Source organism: Bacillus sp. RC252 (genome assembly GCF_044909215.1).
Taxonomy (GTDB): domain Bacteria; phylum Bacillota; class Bacilli; order Bacillales; family Bacillaceae_G; genus Bacillus_A; species Bacillus_A mycoides.
This window is the reverse complement of sequence record NZ_JBIYDV010000014.1, coordinates 57,396-75,729: the sequence shown is the minus strand read 5'-3', so window position 1 is coordinate 75,729 and position 18,334 is coordinate 57,396. Positions and strand designations below refer to the sequence as shown.

The following is an 18,334-nucleotide window of genomic DNA, read 5'->3' as shown; positions in this document are numbered from 1 at the left end:
AGCACAGGATGATGTTCCTGTGCTTTTTAAACATTTAACAATATCACTTAGCTACGCAAAACACTATAATCTTTTGAATGAATTTCTAAATTCAACTTATTTGAGTAAGCTTTATTTAAAATAAGAAATACTATCCCTCCTGCAATTGGAAGCATGTAGGCTGGAATATAATTTAATAATAGACCCGATAATGCTAGTGCTATTGGCTGCATCATTTTACCTATACTTAATCCAATACTGAGTACTCTCCCCCTATATTCATCAGGAATCTCTTTTTGCGTGAAATAAATTAAAGGAATATCAATTAACGCTATTATTAGCCCTAAAAAGAACATAACAACACAATACGTAATAACGTATACAAAATCATTTACTTCAAAACTTTTGAATAGAACTGGAATTCCTGAAATAATCATAAAAACTGCCAACATTGAACTTAGCTTTTTCAAAAGATAAGAGTAAGAAAAACGATTAGTTATCTTTTTTACTAAAATTGCACCAATTATCATCCCTACAGGAAAAGTCCCTTGAATCATACCAAATTGCTTAGAACTTAGATTGAGAACCGTATTTATAATATATGGCAATGGAACAGTTACAGCAAAACCTAGGAAGAAATTAAGTGAAGTTAAAATACTAAACGTATTCTTTAAGCTTTCCTTTTCAATTAAGTAAGAAAACCCCTCTTTTATATCTTTAATAAAATTAATTTCTCTTTTTGAACATCCATCATTTATGTTGTACTCGAACAATTTAAAGTGAATAAACAATATGGATATGCCCGAAAGAATAAATGAAATACCATTTATAATTATAAAAGTTTTTATATCTAATACAGCAAAAACGATGCCACCTAACATAGGACCGAGAATTAAAGATACAGAATCGATAATTTTACTTATAGAGTTAATACTCATTAACCTCTCTTTAGAGACGATATTTGGTTTTGCCGCTTCTAACCCTATTCCAAAGAATGTTGTAAATACCGTCATAAGAAAGGTAGTAGTATAAATGATGAATAAGTTTAATCCATAATAGCTGCTTAATATATAAACAGTTATTAATAAGCAACCACTTAGTAAATCCATACAAATAACCAGTTTCTTTTTATCAACCTTATCAGCAATTACACCGGCAAATGGATTCATAACAATCATTGGAATCGTTCCTAAAATGAGCGTAATCGCAAAATTTAACGCAGATCCGGTTATTTGTAAAACATATAATCCTAATGCGAAACTATACATAGAGCTACCGGATATTGATACTGTTTTTGCAATTGAATATAAACAAATATTTCTTAGTTCTTGGTTTCTTTTTTTATTTTCTATATGTAATCGTAAACTTCCCATAACATTTCCCTCCCGCTGAACTTTGTATTACGTACAGTGTAAGTTCTCGGGTTAACCCAATATCAATATGCTATTATTAAAAACTTCTAAAAGAAAAATTTAAAAAGATGGGGTTAACCCCATCTTTTTCCGAAAAATGAATATGTATAAATTTCTTCTCCTTGAACAAAGAAATCTTCGTACTTTCCGCCTCGTTCTATATATTCTGAAGTTCTTTCATCTATGTAATTAAACTGTAGCTTTTGGATTTCTCCCTTGACTTTTGAAGACGTAAAATTATCTCTTAATCTAGTTGTAATTTGGCTATTTATGCTAAAATTTTTAAATACAATAAATGAACTTAATAAATAACAATCAGGTTTGAATAGATAGTTTAATTCGTGAAGTAAAAAATCCTCATGCTCAAAACTGTAATTACTTGTACCAGACTGATCAATTACAATATCAACAGAATGGTTCTGAATAGGTATACTTAAAAAATCAGCGCAAATAAAAAGAATGTTTCTTTTGGAATTTCTTTTTTCAATTACATCTTTTAAAAATAGAAGTTTATTCAAATCACGATCAACAGCAATATATAAGCAATCCTCTGGCAGTTCTTCATAAATATTTCGTAAAAAGAATCCAAGACCCGATCCTATATCAAGTATTACCTTGTCATTTAAATCTAGTTGTTTTAGTTTCTTTTTCGCCCATTCTCCTATTCTATGTATATTCTCCAAATAAGAAGAATCAGTTGCATGGATATAATCTGAAATAGGATCTTCAAAAGAAGCCCTGTCAGACGTTTCAAACGATTTATCTGCTGTTAAAATCCCTGAATTAATAACATATTCTTCGCCGCAATTACAAGTTAATTTCCCCTCCGTAATTTGATTACTATTAATAATTCCATCTTGAAGAATTAAATTTCCGCTACACTTAAAACATGTAAGAAAATTAAGCACCCTTAAATCTACCCCTAAAATTGAATTAGAAATCTCAGTTGTTATAGATAAATCATTTAACGCTGCCTTTAATTTATCTCTTCTTTCCTCTAAAATTTGTATTTCTTGTTCAATCTTTTCATATTTCAATTTAAATAAAGATTGGTAAAAAGTATCTTTTTCATAATTTATAGATTTTGCTAAACTTTTATAAAGAAAAAGTTCTTTAATTTCATTCAAACTAAATCCTAGCCATTTGTACTCTAATATAAGCTCTACATCTTTTTGACAATACTCATCAAAAAAATAATGGCCACCCTTTTTTTCAGGAATAATTAGTCCGAGATCCATATAATGTCTAATTGTATCTATACTTATATTGTTTTTTTCTCCAAACTTTCCGATTTTCATAATATCACTACCATTTTAGTATTTGTTTATAAATACTTCTTTTCTAATAGTAGGAAATCCTTTTATCCATCTATATATAATTATCTAGTATAGGGTAATTGTAGAAAAAAATAAAAAAACCCGCGAATCATTCACGGGTTTTCCTCTTAATAACTAATTGCTATTGTACCTTCACCTGCATGTACAGCAAATGAAATCGGCAATGGATAAAGCTTGAAATCCATTTCAGGGAATGCTTGTTTAATATCTGAAATCCATTCTTCAGCTCCATTTTTATCGTTAGCATAGAACATATGAAGTACTTTTGGTAATTCTTTTTCAAGCTCATTTTTAATGTATTCTCTACATTTTTGGATTTTACGCACTTTCTTTTCAAGTAAAAGTTCGCCGCCTTTTACTTCTAAGATTAAGTTGACACTTAATAAACTTCCAAGTAAAAATTGAACTCCCTTTACTCGACCACTTGCATATAAACCTTTTAAGCTTTTTGGAAATACATAAAAAGGCCTTCTTTTTTCATCTACTAATGTTTTATGTATATCTTGTAAAGTCATACCATCATTGTATAACGTTTTAGCTTTTCTCAAAAGTTCATCCATTGGATAACTTGTCGTTTCACTATCTAATACAGTTAAAGGGAAACCTGCCATATCAGCAGCTAACTTCATATTTTGATAGGTCCCACTTACTTTTCCGCTAATAGCAACTGCAAAGCCTTCTTCATATTCTTCTTTGCATTTAGTAAATAATTCTACCATTTCCCCTATATTAGGTTGCGAAGTAGTAACTGTTCTTCCATCATTTAACGCTTCATAAAGACGTTTATGAACTCCTTCTTCACAATCCTTATAAGACACTCCATCAATAATAACTTCAATTGGGATAACAAAGTTATCACCATCTGTTGTAAAACTCGCAGTTGTACTATCAGTAAACCAAGCAACACGCTTCATGTTGTTCCTCCCTTATTCTGTTCCTCTTTTCTGACTTTTCTATATATTTATCTTACGAAAAGAGAATATCCCCTGTAATAGTAACAGGACTTTATTATTTTGGCTATAGTAGATGTATAATAAATGTGAATGTTTTTTGTCTATTTATCAAAAAAAGAAAACCACAAAATTTTCCGGCTTTCTTTTAACATTAAATTACTTAAATGTTTCGTTATCTAAAATAACAACATAATCATTCGTCATTCGCCCCGCTTCTTTCGTATAACTGACAAGTCGCTGGATATTATCACAGCAAATTTTTGCTCCCCATACGAGTAACGGTACACCAATAAAATCAATATGAAATCTTCTAGAAAACAAACCGCCTAAAGTCATTGGCAATGGAACTGTTGGTGATGTATTAGAGAAAATAATCTTGTCATGGTTTTGATAATGTTTTTGCAGAATCTCTCCTAAATGCTTCATCGCAGGTACAACGACTTTTGATGCCCCGCATCCAATTGTATATACGGGATTCCCATATTCATCTTGTCCATGAAAAATAATTTTCCCCATATCTTCTGTTTTCAATTTATTAAAGTACTCCACATTTAAAATTTCTTCTTTCGTTAACTTCCGATCAGTTGGTAATTTATTTAAATGATAAGCTGCAGCTAGCGAGGTTGTATGCGTTCCGCCGAAATCTGTGTAGATAAAAATCATAATATCATCCCTTATTATAAAAAGTTCAATGTTAATTAGTATCACCATTCAAAAGATTGTTAAACAAGGGATGATTTTTTTTATACTCTTTGTGTTAATTCATTATATTTTTTCCAAATATAATATCGTCTACTAATTACTGTACCTAATGTGATACAGAGGAAGGCATTCGTTACAACCATTAATGTGGAGTGCGTACTGCCAGAAAACATACTTTGCTTAATCACGATTTTCGCACCTAAAATAACAAGGAGAATAATTGTGCTTAACCAATTTCCTTTTCGTAATACATGACCCGTTTCACTATCTAACCGAAATGTTAAAGCTTTCCCCCTAATAATCCCAAGTGCCAATCCAATTCCAAACATTGCAACGAATAGTAGTACGTGCAATATATTTAATTGTCCCATATGAATAATGGACTGGATTGTTACAAAGCACAGCAAAGCCGGAATGAGCCAAATACGATTAATATTCACTTTGTATTCCTTACCTTGCATTAATACAATTATAAGAATAACAAGTAGAATAACAAATAGAATATCCATTTAGAGTCCTCCTATATACTTGTTTACCTTTGAAAATTATATTCGTCTCTGTTCATACCATACTTGAAATACGATAGCTACTTTAATTTGTATAATATGGAATGTGATTTCCCATCAGCCTTAAGCATTATTTATAAAAGTAAAAAGACGTACTTTTTACTCGTACGTCTTCTACTACTTGTTCTTCATGTATAGCAACTAGTTCAATTGCGGGATTTTCATATTTTTCTTTCCCTCTAAGTACATTGTCATAATATGCTGTATCTAAAAAAGATAACACACGGCAACGTACCTAGCCTATTTCGTCTTCTTTTTTATATGCTCTAATTTTTATATCCATGTAATTAAAACGCTCCTTCTATTTCTACCATTAGTTTTTCAGGTCCTGCCCCTTTATTTGATGGAATAACTAATGTAATTCCTAATTCCGGGTATACGGCCGAGCGAAAACTCACGCCTGGATCATATCCCATTACATGATATTTAAAAATATTTCCTTGTCTTTTTTCAATCCATATTCCATAGCCGTAAGACTGGCTATTATTCACTAAAATATGAGGAGTTAAAAGTAACTTCGTATATTCGTGGCTTAATATTTCGTTGTTAAATAGAGCTTCCCAAAATTTCACCATGTCTGGTGCAGTAATATAAGCACCACCATCAGAACCTCCTTTTATGGGTATAGAGTATGCATTTGTTCTCCATTTTTGACTATTTCCACCCTTTATATATCCGAGAGCTGTATGTTTTGGTAAATTATCTAAAGAGAAATAGCCTGAATCATTCATACCAACTGGAACAAATATGTTTCTTTCTATATATTCCGTAAATTCAAGTCCTGTCTGCTGTTCTATAATTAATCCAAGTATAATAAAACCTGCATTGTTATAGTAAAACTTACTTCCTGGTGTAAACATCATATTACTGTTTTGGAATAATGGTAAAAAGTCTTTTAAACTTTTTAATAGATACATAGGAGTTTGTTTCCAAAGGTCTTCAAAGTTATCCATGATACTTTCATCAAAATAATCTGGAATACCTGAACTATGCGTTAAAAGTTGATGTACTGTAATATCTTCATTAAAGTTTGGAAATTTAATATGTAGACAATCTTTTAACTTTGTATGAAAAGTAATTACACCTCTTTCAACAAGTTGACAGATACTGATAGCAGTGAATAATTTGCATCCTGAGGCAATTCCAAATCTTGTTTGTAGTGTATTGTTTATACATTCACTTCGGTTAGCATATCCAAATGAATTTTCATAAATAATATCATCATCTTTTTTTATTAAGACTACCCCAGAAAAATCTATATTCTGATGTATTTCTTTTACAATTTTCTCTATTTGATCTTTTGTTTTTATCATAATAACCACCCTTGTTTATTGGTATTGTTCTTTCCCCTTATTATTTTTCCATATATAGGGGAAAGAAACCTCCTATTCAACCCCCTAAGTTTCAAATAAAAACCAAGGGAACTATTTCGAATTTATTGATTCAGCGGAATATACCTTAGACTGCGATGGTAATAAAGTAAACACGCACAATATGATAGTAATAAGTAGCATTACCAATACTCCTACAATGACTACAAGTTGTATAGAAGTGAATTGAGTTGCAACGCCGAACAGAATCGTTATAAAAATTGTTAAAACAGCTATAACGAGCCCGTATATACTCCCGATTCGTCCCATCATATGAACCAGAACGTTATTTTGATAAAATGTGTAAAATCCTGTATTTGCATATGCCATAGAGAAAGATAAAACAAAGAATCCGATAGCAGCCATTAAAAACTCATTTGAAAAAGCATAAATCAAATATCCGATTGCAATGAATAATGATCCTATCCCAATTAGAAATGAAGGTGCTAATTTTTTTGATAAAATTGTATTTGTTATTGCTCCTAAAATAAAACCCGCACCAGCGGTACTAACTAAAAAGCCATACTCACTATCTGTTAACAATAAAACTTCTTTCGCAAACGATAGTTCAAGTGAATCTATAGCGGTAGCTAAAACCATCATTCCTTGGAATAGGAAATAAACACATACTATATACACAGATTTTTTGCTGAAATTTAAAACTATGTTCCAATCTTTCTTTAATACAGTAAGTGACAATTTATCATTGGATGTATTAAAATCGTCTTTTTTATCAAGATTAGGTAAAAGTAATGTAATGAACCCTGATAGCAAAAATGCTATAGCATTCATATATATAGCAAACTCTGGTGTACCAGTAATTAATAATATCCCCGCTACTGCTGGACCGATTAAAAATGCACCAGATCCTATTAAACTACGTAGTGAGTTGAAACGTTGTCTTTGCTCTACTGGAATTAATTTCGTCATATATGTCATAGCAGTTGGTTCATAAATCGCACTGGCCATGCTTATAAAAAATACTAAGAGATAGACAATCCAAAGGGATGGAACCAAGGGTAAAATAGCGATAAATACTACTCGATATATATCGAGGTGAATCATTAACTTTCGTTTATTTAAACGATCTATCATACTTCCTGACCAAGCGTTTGTAAATAAAGTGGCTAATGGTTTTATCACATATAAAGTAGCGACAGCTAAGGCTGAGCCACCCATATTATAGACAAGTACATTCAGTGCGATTAAATAAATCCATGCACCTAAATTCGCAATACCAACTCCGGACAATAGTAATAAAGGATATTTCCAATCTTTAAGTAATTTTTTCACTTTAGGCACCCGCTTTCTAAATTGTTTTAAAACAATAAAAAAATCCCACCCCCAAGACTTAAAGTCTTAGGGACGAGATTTATCATCGCGGTGCCACCCTAGTTTGTTAATATGTCGCCATATTAACCTTATCAGGTACTGCACTATTTTCATGCTTATACCTTAGCTCTATAACGGGAGCTCCCGTCACACCATCCACTTTTAAAAGGTTCCGATGTGCTGCTCAGAGACTTGATTCAATAAAGAATTTTTGCTCCTTTTCAGCTAAATGGAGCTCTCTGTGAAAAATTCATTTTATTTACTCTTCTCTTCACTGCATTTGGTTTTTTCCATATTATCACATAGGTTTTATATTGTAAATGATTAAAAAGAATAATCAGTTTTTTTAAAAGTGAGTATCCTTTATAATTTTGCAACTTGATTTTTTATTTATTAAAAAATACGGTGCGTGAAATTGCTTGTAACTCTAACAAAAAGAGCCTATTATACTATAGACTCTTACAAAATTCGATATTAATTTGTACTCGCTTCTGCTAATGGTTCTAGAGGCGGTTCCAAATCTAGTTTTAAAGTATCACCTTCTTGTATATATTGTTCCTTTTCAATGCTTTGACTCGTTACATACCCTGTACCTGTTGTTTTTAAATCTAATTTCAACAACTTAGAGAAATACATAACATCACGCATTGACCAACCTTTTAGGTTAGGCATTTTCACATTACTTCCTACTAGAAATATGCGATCTCCTTCACTCATTACCTCGCCAGTCTGTGGATATTGTTTTATTATCTTTCCTTCTCCTAATAATACCGGCTGAAGTTTCTCTTTTTCTGCAATATTTTTTACGGTATCCATTGTTTGATTTACATAATTTTGTATTTTTATTTCAGATTGCTTTGTTGCATCTGCCATTTGCTTTTCTGTATATGGTTTCACTTTTAAATATTCTAGACTATTTTTCATAACTGGTTTAAAAATTTCAGCAAGAGGCTGAGCACCGTATTCATTCCCCTTTAATTTAGGTTGCTTAATGGCTAAATATACGACTAATTGCGGATCATCAATTGGAGCCATTCCTAAGAATGAAAAAATATAATTATCTTTCCCTTCCATATATCGTCCATTTTCAGGATTCGGAATTTGCGCTGTCCCTGTTTTACCACCAATCGGATAACCATCAATTTTATACATCGTTCCCGTTCCTTTAGATGATGTTATAACACGCTCCATTAAGTTCCTTACCTTATCTGCGGTTTCTTTTTTAATCGGATTCCCTATTTCTTTAGGTTGATTTTCCATAATAACTTGTTTATTTGTTGGATTTACAACCTTATCAACAATATAAGGTTGCATCATTTTCCCGTCATTTGCTATAGCTGTGGCCGCTTGTACGATTTGAATAGGAGTTACAGTTGAGCCTTGGCCGAAAGATGTAGTAACTTGTTGAATTTGAGTATTTAACAATAATGTATTTTTACTTTCTCCAGGTAAATCTATCCCTGTTTTTTGATTGAAACCAAATTTATTCATATATTGCTTGAATTTATTTGGTTTCAGTAACTGGTCTTCTAAAATAGAAAAAGCAACGTTCGATGACCTTTCAAACCCTTCATCAAATGTAATTGAGCCCCATCCATAGCCGCCATTATGATCTTTAATCTCTGCTGAACCAACTGCGTATTTTCCTGATTGGAAATATTCTTTCCCGTTATATACACCTTCATTAATTGCAGCAGCTAATGTAAAAACTTTCATTGTAGACCCTGGTTCGAATGCATTCGCAATTGGATCGTTTAAAAAATATTCAATGTCTCCCTTGTTAGGATTATAACTAGGCTTACTAGACATTGCTAAAATCTTACCTGTTTTTGGATCTGCAATAATTCCTACTAACATAGAAGGGTCATAGTGTTGCTCCGCTTTGTTCATTGCATCTTCTAAAAAACTATTAATTTGTTTATCAAGCGTAAGGTATACGTTATTTCCATTTTTAGCAGGTTCTATTTTTCCTATATCATTTGTAAGTGGGATACCATTTCGTGAACCTACATATTTTACATTTCCGTTTGTAGAGCGCAAATATTTATCAAGACTTTGTTCGAGTCCAAACTTACCTTCTGCATTTCCTTTTTCATCTGGCCTAGCAAAACCTAGGATATATGATGCAAAGTCTTCGTTTGGATATACTCTAGCTTTTTCTGTCGTAAATGACACCCCTGGTATTTTTAATTTTTTTATTTCCTCCTTCACTTCTCTAGGTAAATTCCGTCCAATTTTACCAATTTCAACTTGCGTACGTCCTTCGTGAAAATTTTTCATGATCTCCTCTTTATCAACTTCAAGCGCATCTGCTAAACGTTGTGCGGTATCTTCTTTATCTTTTAATTTATCTTTTCCTTTTAGGTTTACAACGATGCGATATGTCGTTGAGTCTTGGACTAATACTTTACCGTTTTGATCATAAATTGTCCCGCGATTTGCCTCTAAAACTCCATTTTTGTTTTGTTGTTCCTTCGCAAGATCCTTTACATTAACATTATGCACGACTCCTACCGCTTGAATATAAAATATGCGTAAAAGCATAGTAAGAAACAAAACAATAAAAGCAATCATCATATATCGAGCGCTTTTATTCGTTTGAAGTTTATGCATACTAATCTCCTTTCCTTTACAATGCATTAATGCGAAGATGCACTTTTTTATTTTAGATACTATATTTTTCGTAGTTTTTTCAGTGAATTCCTCTAAAACGATAAGAAAACAATCTAAGTTGCTATTTGTTTCTGATCGTTTATGTTTTTAAATATAAAATACGGTGAGTGAAATTTTTCGAATCTTCAAATAAAAAGAACCTACTTTTTGGTAGGTTCTTAAGTTTACGCTCTGTGGTTATATTTCGCTAAAAAAGGAACTCGTTTTGCTACTAGTGCATACATTTTGAAAATAAAACTTGCTAACGGTTCAAATATACGTGCGCTTTGCATCACTAATCCACTTGTAATAAATGTTAAGAACGCAGCACCAAGTATATCTAGAGGATAATGAACGCCTACGTACATGCGTGATACACCGACTAATATTGCCCATATTAACGCGATATATTTAAGTTTTTCTCCTCTTAGAATAAATACGAAAGCAATCGAAAATACGAGTACAGAATGATCACTTACAAATGATGAATCTGCTGCATGCGGTACTAATTGATTTACATGATGTGTTATAAAAGGACGCGGATGGTAATATACCGCATGTATAAGAACATTTACTAATAATGCAATACTAACTGAAAGTGTCGTATATAACACTGTATATTGTTTTCTAATTGCATTCTCTTTCTTTCCATTATTGAACCATAGGATAAGCATGAATAGAATAGCTACATATGGAACACTATTTGTAATAGCGATCATTAGCGTATCTAATAGCTTGGATGATCCAGCAAAGTTATTAATCCATTGAAATACTGTGTAATTCATATTACTCTCTCCTTATTATTACTCATTGTACTTTAAATAAAGATACAAGTGTTCTTGATTTACACAGTATACAACATCAATATGAAAATGGGCTTAAACTTTTCTCATCTAATTCTCATTTTATTACTATTCATTTGACAATCGTGTAACTATTTACAAGAGCTAAGTATGTATACAGCTTGTAAAACATTTTAAATAGTATGGTAAACACTTTATGCATGAATATAATACTTAACATGTTCATTTAAATATAATTTCTCTGAAATCATATTTTTATTCCATACGAAGGGCAATATTACCGAATTGTTCTCCTTGCTGCATTCGATTTAAAGCTTGAATTGCTTCTTCTAATGGATATACTTTATCAATGATTGGTTTAATATTATGTTCCTCTATAAAATGAATCATCGCATTAAACTCTTCACTGCTCCCCATTGATGTTCCCATAATATCGATTTGATTATAAAATAATGCTCGTAACGGTAATTCGATTTTATCTCCTGAACTTGCACCAAAGTTAACGATTCTTCCATTTGGTTTTAATATATCAAAATATTTTAAGAAAGTCGCCGGACCTATACTATCTATAATTAAATCCACTTTTTCTCCATGTAGGCACTCGTCCCAATTACCAGAACTATTAAAAGAAAAGTCTGCTCCATATTTTTCAGCAGCCTTTCTTTTGTCCTCTATCCTTGAAGTAACACTCACCTTTGCTCCAATTGCTTTAGCAAATAACATAGCATAAGTAGCTACACCACCGCCGATTCCCGGAATTAGGACATGTTCTTCAGGTTTTAATCTACCTTTTGTAAAAAGCGCTCTATATGCAGTTAATGCCGATAAAGATAAAACGCCAGATTCTTCCCACATAAGATATGATGGCTTTTCCACTACATTTTCTGCTGGTACAATAACATATTCAGCAAACGTTCCATCGGCTGGTCCACCTAGTACTTCAGGTAACTCTGGTATTTCATGAGTATTATTCCATCCAATACTAGGGTTAATAATAACCTCGGTATGTAGTGAAATATTTGAAACTCCTTCTCCTAGTTCTATAACAATACCTGCACCATCTGACCCTAAAACTAATGGTAGTTCCATTTCTTTTCTATTATTCATTATAAATAAATCACGATGATTTAAACCTGCTGCTCTTAATTTCACTTTAACTTCCCCCACATTAGGAGTTATCTCCGGTGATAATTTATATTCTAAACCTTCTAATCCTTTTTTATGTTGATGTACAATAGCTTTCATTAATTATTCCCCCTTAATCCTTTCAATGTACTTTAAATATCGAAATAAATAAAATAATTTGATTACTAAGCATCAAAAAAGGAGGAAATACAAAATGTATTCCTCCTTTTAAAGAGTATTTTCAAAAAGAATTTTTTACCTTTAGCTATTCATGTGTAGTATCAGGAAATGTAATTGTAACAATTGTTCCTTCGTTTTCTTTACTCTCTAATTGAATAGTTCCGCTATATTTTTCTACAAGCCGTTTTGCAATAGATAGACCTAGCCCATTGCCACCTTGTTTTCGGCTTCTCGCTTTATCGACTCTATAAAAACGGTTAAGAACAAATGGTAAATCCGATTCAGGTATTCCCGCTCCATGATCTATTATGCGAATATTAATTTCCCCCGACTGTATACTTGATTCAATACAAATATACTTATTAGCTTCTTTTGTATATTTCACTGCATTATCCATTACAATAATAATAATTTGTTCTAAGTAAGATGATGGCATTGAAACATATGCATCATCTGCATCCAATTTCATATCAAATTTAAAGTCCGTTTGCAGTATTGCAAAGTTTTGTGTAACTTGTTTTAATACGCTATTAACATGGACTCGTTCGACTGCTATAGGATGCATCTGTTCTGATTCGGCTCTTGATAGCTCTAGCAGTTCTGAAACTAATTTATTTAATCGATCTACTTCTTTTAGACTGGATTGAAGAGATTTATCCAATACTGCTGAATCATTTTTTCCCCATCGATTCAGCATTGATAAGTGCCCTTGAATAATTGTTAATGGTGTTCTTAATTCATGCGATGCGTCTTCTACAAACTGTTTTTGCTGTGTAAAAGAAGTTTCTACTTCATCCATCATTTCATTAAAAAGAATCGATAATTTTGCGAGTTCATCATTATTTTCTCGTACTGGAACTCTTTCATTTAGTCCGTTTTTCTTAATACGCTTCATCGTATCCGTTATGTTTTGGACACTTGATAAAAGCTTTTTCGTTATAAGTATTCCGCCTAAAAAACTAAACACTAATCCACATACCCCTGCAAAGACCATTACCACTAAGATAATTTTTAATAAATGATCAAATGTCTCTAAGTTTTTCGTAAGTTCAATAGTTCCCGTGAATTTTTTTGTTTGAATTGGTATGCGCTCAACTAATATTCGATCTTCTATATGTCTTTTTATAAATGATTCATCTTGTGTAACATTTTTTGGTTCTATCCACGATTCATTAAAATCTCGCGAAACAGTAACAATGGGTTTTCCATCATTTCCGATAATACGAATCATTTGATGTTTATCAATCATGTTGTTAAGAAATTCATTACTGTTTTCAAATGTTTTGCTCGAGAGCGTTTCGTTTTTATCTTGAAAATATGCCGCTATTTCTGTCAATTGTCTGTTTATTTGTTTCTGTTCATAATCTATAGTCCACTTATTAATTACAATGAATTGTAACGTGCTATACAAAATAAACAAAATGAATACTAGTGTAGTGGACCAAAGTGTTAATTTCCACTTTATAGGTAAATTTCGAATTCGGTACACAATGTTTTTTATCATTTCATTATATATCCAGCACCGCGGACTGTTTGGATATACTCCTCCTTATCTAAACTATGTAACTTATTACGTAAATAACGAACATACACATCGACTATATTTGTCTCAACCATTGCATCATATCCCCATACTTGGTCCAGTAGAATATCACGGGTAAGAACTCGATTAATATTTTTCATAAACATAAGCAGTAGCTCGAATTCTTTATTTGTAAGTTCGATTTCTTCATTTCCTTTAGTTATAGTTCGAGATTCAATCTGAAGCTGTAGATCTTTAAACGAAAGAAAAGATGCGTGCTTTTGCTCTGTATTTTCTTCTCTCCTAAAAATCACTCTCATACGTGCTAAAAGTTCTTCAATTGCAAACGGTTTTGGAAGATAATCATCAGCTCCACTATCTAACCCTGTCACACGGTCCATAATACTATCACGAGCAGTCAACATAATAATAGGTGTACTTTTAGTTGCTCTTAGTCGACGACATACTTCCAGTCCGTTTAATCCCGGTAACATTAAATCAAGTAATATGAGATCGTAATTCTTTTCAAGTGCTGCTTCTAATCCCTTTCTTCCATCAAGTTGTATATCTACTATATATCCTTCATACTTTAATTCTAATTCTAAAAAATCTGCTAAGCTTTCCTCATCCTCAATAATTAGTATATGTTGCAACGATACTTCCTCCTATACGATTAAATGAATAAGCAATCCTATTCCGAATATGACTGCAATAATTTGATGTGCTTTTCGATACATCTTCAATTTTGTTTTCTGATTAGATTTCTGTAAAACAAATCCCGCAACCCCTAATGTTATTAAGGTTAAAAGAGAAAATATACCACTGTATACTAGCATAATATGCCGACTTCCTTTTATTAAAAAGTAAATACCGTGAGTAGTCGAAACGGCTATTACAGCGTATCCAATTAATACGTGAAAATGTTTTATAAAAAGATATAGCTCTTTAATTATTTTAAATCCGTGAATATGTTTCTTCTTTAAAAATAACCATATATGACGTAAGGACCATAATGATGCAGCTATAATTACCCCGTATTCACCTAAAGAACCTAATTTCTTATTTAGCCATTGTACATTTAATTCATTCCCGTACAAAACATTAATAAATAGCAATTCTACACTACAAACAATAATAGTAATACCAATTATTTTAACATATATATGGAAATATTTATTTCTAAGTATTTTCTCCATTTTATATAATCTCCTTTTGACTCAAAAGCTCTATAATCAGCAGTGTATCAAGTAAAAGAGAGAATAACATGAGAGAAAGATTAAAATAAAATGAGAATCTGCAAACTACTTATATTTTATTTATCTCTTTTTTGGCCAATTCTAATATGTTGCAAATAAACGGTGCTTTTGCATTTGTATATGAAACACGATCAAAAGGATAGGTAGCAGCAAGCATCTCTTTTAATACTCTATATTCTTCACGTGCCCACTCATGATTTATTAGAAAGTCTCGAAATAAAAGGTTGTTCCTCCATTCCTCGCTATTATAAATATAAATATGTAAATGGTGGGTACCAGCTCTCCATTTACCTTTTCTAAAAAAACGCCAATTAGGTGTTTTTTTAGGAACATGTTCATAGCCAATTTCTTCTAGGGCTTCCCTCCAATTCCCGGTAATTTGTAAATTTGTTACGCCGATCATCATATCAATAAGAGGTTTAGCCCCTAACCCTTCTACGGCTGTGCTTCCGATATGTTCAATAGCAATAATTTCTTCATGGAGTAACGGCACAATTTTATTTTTTTCATTTAAAAACTCTGTATGCCAATATTGTTGGTACGGTTTAATTATGATTTTTCCATCCATTTGCTTTCCTCCTTATAACTATATATTATTATATTTATAAAATTCAAATTTATAAATATAGGGATTTCACAAAATATGTCGAATACTGTAATGGACAACTTAATTATATTAAATTTGAGGTGAATTATGAAAGATATTCCAGTTAAAATTCAGTTAGATACTATAACATTCCAACTAAAAAAACATCATAATTTTGATTGGCTTACAAAACTAGGTACAGTATTTGCGGTTTTTGACCAACAAGATTCCGGTAATATAAGTTTTGGTGTTGAAAAGAATGGGAAAAAGAACTTTATAAAATATGCAGGGGCACAAACACTCTCATATAATGCTTCTACAAATGAAGCTATACAAAGATTAAAAAGCTCAGTTACTATATACAATGAATTAAAACACGTTTCTCTTATAAGTTTAATTGATCACTACCCTGTACAACATGGATATGTTTTAATTTTTGATTGGTTTGACGGTGAATGTCTTCACTCGCACTGGAGTTTCCCTCCCCCAGCAAAATATACTAATCCTAACTCACCATTTTATAAATATAAAAAATTATCCGTTAAAAATAGGCTAGTTTCATTAAATTCTATTTTTAATTTCCATACTTACGTTGAACACAAAAACTATGTAGCTATTGATTTTTATGACGGTAGTATTTTGTACAACTTTAAAACTAATGAAATAAAAATTTGTGATATTGATTTATACAGTAACAAACCGTATGTAAATAAAATGGGACGAATGTGGGGGTCATCTCGTTTTATGTCACCTGAAGAGTTTCAACTTAACTCTATAATAGACGGACAAACAAACGTATTTAATATGGGGGCTATAGCTTTTGCACTACTAGGTGGCGGGCAAGATCGTTCCTTTATTGAAATGGGAAGCTAGTGAAGGCTTATATGAAGTAGCATACCGTGCTGTAAATGAAAATCGTAGTGAGCGCTATGCGTCAATGGAAGAGTTTAATAATGCATGGTTAAAAGCCTATAACACTGAAAATCTATAAAAACTACATACATTGTAAAAGTACATGTAAAACTTGCACTTTTATAATGTATAATACATATGGGATTGAAATTCAGGATAACGGGGCATGTATTATGAACTTTGTTTACATTAATCAAAATGTTTTAAATAATCTTCTTTATATTTTAAGCAGTATATTTGTTTTTTATTTTATTTATGATAGTGGGTACTTCGGGAAGAAATATAAGAAACTACTTATCATTCTTTGTACGAGTATCCCACTAATTTTATGTATGCGGTATCCCATCTATATGGATGAAAATTATATTCATGATTTAAGACAAATCCCCTTTTTAATTGGTACACTTTATGGTGGATTTCCAGTCGGTATTGCATTACTCATGATTTTATTAATAATACGTTTTATGTTTTATGGTTTTAGCCTGTTAACAATCATTGTTTATGGAACGATGTTAATCATTACAGCATTCGCATCATCAAAATTTAATACATACAATAGGAAAATAAAAGTAACTTCATCTATGTTTTTAACTTTTTTCCTTGCAATATTTACAACAGTAATTGTTTTAACTCTATCAGATTTTGAAGTGAATAATTTGTACATTATTTATTTCATTCTATTACCAACTATTTTAATATTATTTATGGTCTATTTTAATGAGGTTTTAAAAGATGCAATATTTATGCGATCAAAATTAATAAAAGTTGAAAAAATGGAGATTGTCAGCCAACTCGCTGCAAGTATTTCACATGAAGTAAGGAATCCATTGACTGTTGTAAAAGGATTTACACAACTTTTAAAAACACCCAATATAACTCAACAATCCAAAGATGAGTATATTGAACATATTCTTGAAGAGTTAAATCGTGCACAAGCAATTATTGATGATTACTTAACTTTTGCCAAACCAGCTTCAGAAAAACTAGATCATATTTCAGTGGAGCACGAGTTAAATCGAGTTATTAATATGATGTTGCCTTTTTGTAACATGAATAATATTAATATTACAAAAGAATTCTCAGAGGGAACAATTATTGGTAATACACAGCACTTCCATCAATGTTTTTTAAATTTAATAAAAAACAGTATAGAAGCAATGCCATGTGGCGGTAATCTAATTATTTCTGCAACTGTTAGCAATAATAAGGTCATAATAAGGATTCAAGATAGTGGAGTTGGAATGTCGCAAGAGCAAATTAATCGATTTGGCGAACCATATTTTAGTACAAAAACGAAAGGTACGGGTTTAGGAACGATGGTTGCTGTTAAAATTATTGAAACGATGCGAGGCAGTTTAAAAATCCGAAGTATCGTTAATAAAGGAACTACTTTAACTATTACATTCCCAAAATATAATAATGAGAGCACATTGCATACTAAATAAAAAAGGAGCATAATGGCTCCTTTTTTATTTCGATACAAAAAGTATCTGCTATGTTTTTTTAATTTACATTTAGAAGAGACTAATTAGAAATTAGTACCCTTAGCTCCAACAACTACATCCAACAATAATTAATAAAATAAATAACACAACTAATAAAGCGAAACCTCCACCAAAACCACAAGAACCGCCGAAACTCATATTT

The 18,334-nt window shown here is 31.5% G+C and carries 16 protein-coding genes, 2 pseudogenes and 1 other annotated feature; of the genes and pseudogenes, 2 read left to right on the top strand and 16 right to left on the bottom strand.

Features of this window, described 5'->3' with window-relative positions:
- Positions 1 to 47: 47 nt before the first annotated feature.
- The 15 genes and pseudogenes from ABH960_RS19725 to ABH960_RS19655 form a co-directional block, all read right to left on the bottom strand.
- The gene (locus ABH960_RS19725) at positions 48 to 1,352 is read right to left on the bottom strand and encodes an MFS transporter (RefSeq protein ID WP_404447728.1); all 1,305 of its coding nucleotides are present in this window, start codon (positions 1,350 to 1,352) and stop codon (positions 48 to 50) included.
- Between the two features lie 113 nt (positions 1,353 to 1,465).
- Positions 1,466 to 2,689, bottom strand: coding sequence for a methyltransferase domain-containing protein (locus tag ABH960_RS19720; protein ID WP_098168269.1), 1,224 nt, complete (start codon positions 2,687 to 2,689; stop codon positions 1,466 to 1,468).
- 146 nt (positions 2,690 to 2,835) lie between these two features.
- On the bottom strand, positions 2,836 to 3,642 hold the full coding sequence (locus tag ABH960_RS19715) for a DegV family protein (RefSeq protein WP_002013192.1): 807 nt from the start codon (positions 3,640 to 3,642) through the stop codon (positions 2,836 to 2,838).
- Between the two features lie 195 nt (positions 3,643 to 3,837).
- Positions 3,838 to 4,344, bottom strand: a complete 507-nt coding sequence (locus ABH960_RS19710; protein ID WP_002085266.1) for a DUF3189 family protein — start codon at positions 4,342 to 4,344, stop codon at positions 3,838 to 3,840.
- A gap of 80 nt (positions 4,345 to 4,424) precedes the next feature.
- Positions 4,425 to 4,892 carry a CcdC protein domain-containing protein gene (locus ABH960_RS19705; RefSeq protein ID WP_404447725.1) on the bottom strand — a complete coding sequence of 156 codons (468 nt, stop codon included), beginning with the start codon at positions 4,890 to 4,892 and terminating at the stop codon, positions 4,425 to 4,427.
- Between the two features lie 172 nt (positions 4,893 to 5,064).
- Positions 5,065 to 5,172, bottom strand: a pseudogene (locus ABH960_RS19700) (GNAT family acetyltransferase); the annotation flags it as partial.
- A 64-nt stretch (positions 5,173 to 5,236) separates the two neighbouring features.
- Positions 5,237 to 6,262 carry a serine hydrolase domain-containing protein gene (locus tag ABH960_RS19695; RefSeq protein ID WP_404447722.1) on the bottom strand — a complete coding sequence of 342 codons (1,026 nt, stop codon included), beginning with the start codon at positions 6,260 to 6,262 and terminating at the stop codon, positions 5,237 to 5,239.
- Between the two features lie 111 nt (positions 6,263 to 6,373).
- On the bottom strand, positions 6,374 to 7,612 hold the full coding sequence (locus tag ABH960_RS19690; protein WP_404447719.1) for an MFS transporter: 1,239 nt from the start codon (positions 7,610 to 7,612) through the stop codon (positions 6,374 to 6,376).
- A gap of 65 nt (positions 7,613 to 7,677) precedes the next feature.
- Positions 7,678 to 7,935: a binding site (T-box leader), on the bottom strand.
- Between the two features lie 190 nt (positions 7,936 to 8,125).
- A complete protein-coding gene (locus ABH960_RS19685) occupies positions 8,126 to 10,264 on the bottom strand; it encodes a penicillin-binding protein (protein ID WP_404447717.1) in 2,139 nt (712 codons plus the stop codon).
- A gap of 224 nt (positions 10,265 to 10,488) precedes the next feature.
- Positions 10,489 to 11,088: an undecaprenyl-diphosphatase gene (locus ABH960_RS19680; RefSeq protein WP_404447714.1), complete on the bottom strand. Its 600-nt coding sequence runs from the start codon at positions 11,086 to 11,088 to the stop codon at positions 10,489 to 10,491.
- Positions 11,089 to 11,361: 273 nt separating this feature from the next.
- The gene (locus tag ABH960_RS19675; RefSeq protein ID WP_404447711.1) at positions 11,362 to 12,351 is read right to left on the bottom strand and encodes a zinc-binding dehydrogenase; all 990 of its coding nucleotides are present in this window, start codon (positions 12,349 to 12,351) and stop codon (positions 11,362 to 11,364) included.
- A 145-nt stretch (positions 12,352 to 12,496) separates the two neighbouring features.
- The gene (locus ABH960_RS19670) at positions 12,497 to 13,915 is read right to left on the bottom strand and encodes an ATP-binding protein (protein WP_404447708.1); all 1,419 of its coding nucleotides are present in this window, start codon (positions 13,913 to 13,915) and stop codon (positions 12,497 to 12,499) included.
- Complete coding sequence (locus tag ABH960_RS19665; RefSeq protein ID WP_002141982.1) at positions 13,912 to 14,586, bottom strand: response regulator transcription factor; 675 nt, start codon at positions 14,584 to 14,586, stop codon at positions 13,912 to 13,914. The genes ABH960_RS19670 and ABH960_RS19665 overlap by 4 nt, the downstream gene beginning before the upstream one ends.
- Positions 14,587 to 14,598: 12 nt before the next feature.
- Positions 14,599 to 15,129 (bottom strand): hypothetical protein, encoded by a 531-nt coding sequence (locus ABH960_RS19660; protein ID WP_404447705.1) that lies wholly within the window; start codon positions 15,127 to 15,129, stop codon positions 14,599 to 14,601.
- Positions 15,130 to 15,238: 109 nt separating this feature from the next.
- Complete coding sequence (locus ABH960_RS19655) at positions 15,239 to 15,757, bottom strand: GrpB family protein (protein WP_404447703.1); 519 nt, start codon at positions 15,755 to 15,757, stop codon at positions 15,239 to 15,241.
- A gap of 126 nt (positions 15,758 to 15,883) precedes the next feature.
- Here ABH960_RS19655 and ABH960_RS19650 point away from each other — a divergent pair.
- Positions 15,884 to 16,766: pseudogene (locus ABH960_RS19650) on the top strand (protein kinase family protein).
- Between the two features lie 46 nt (positions 16,767 to 16,812).
- Positions 16,813 to 18,132 carry a LytS/YhcK type 5TM receptor domain-containing protein gene (locus ABH960_RS19645; protein WP_404447700.1) on the top strand — a complete coding sequence of 440 codons (1,320 nt, stop codon included), beginning with the start codon at positions 16,813 to 16,815 and terminating at the stop codon, positions 18,130 to 18,132.
- 99 nt (positions 18,133 to 18,231) lie between these two features.
- Here ABH960_RS19645 and ABH960_RS19640 read toward each other — a convergent pair whose 3' ends face one another.
- Positions 18,232 to 18,330, bottom strand: a complete 99-nt coding sequence (locus ABH960_RS19640) for a YjcZ family sporulation protein (protein WP_000007808.1) — start codon at positions 18,328 to 18,330, stop codon at positions 18,232 to 18,234.
- Positions 18,331 to 18,334: the final 4 nt, after the last annotated feature.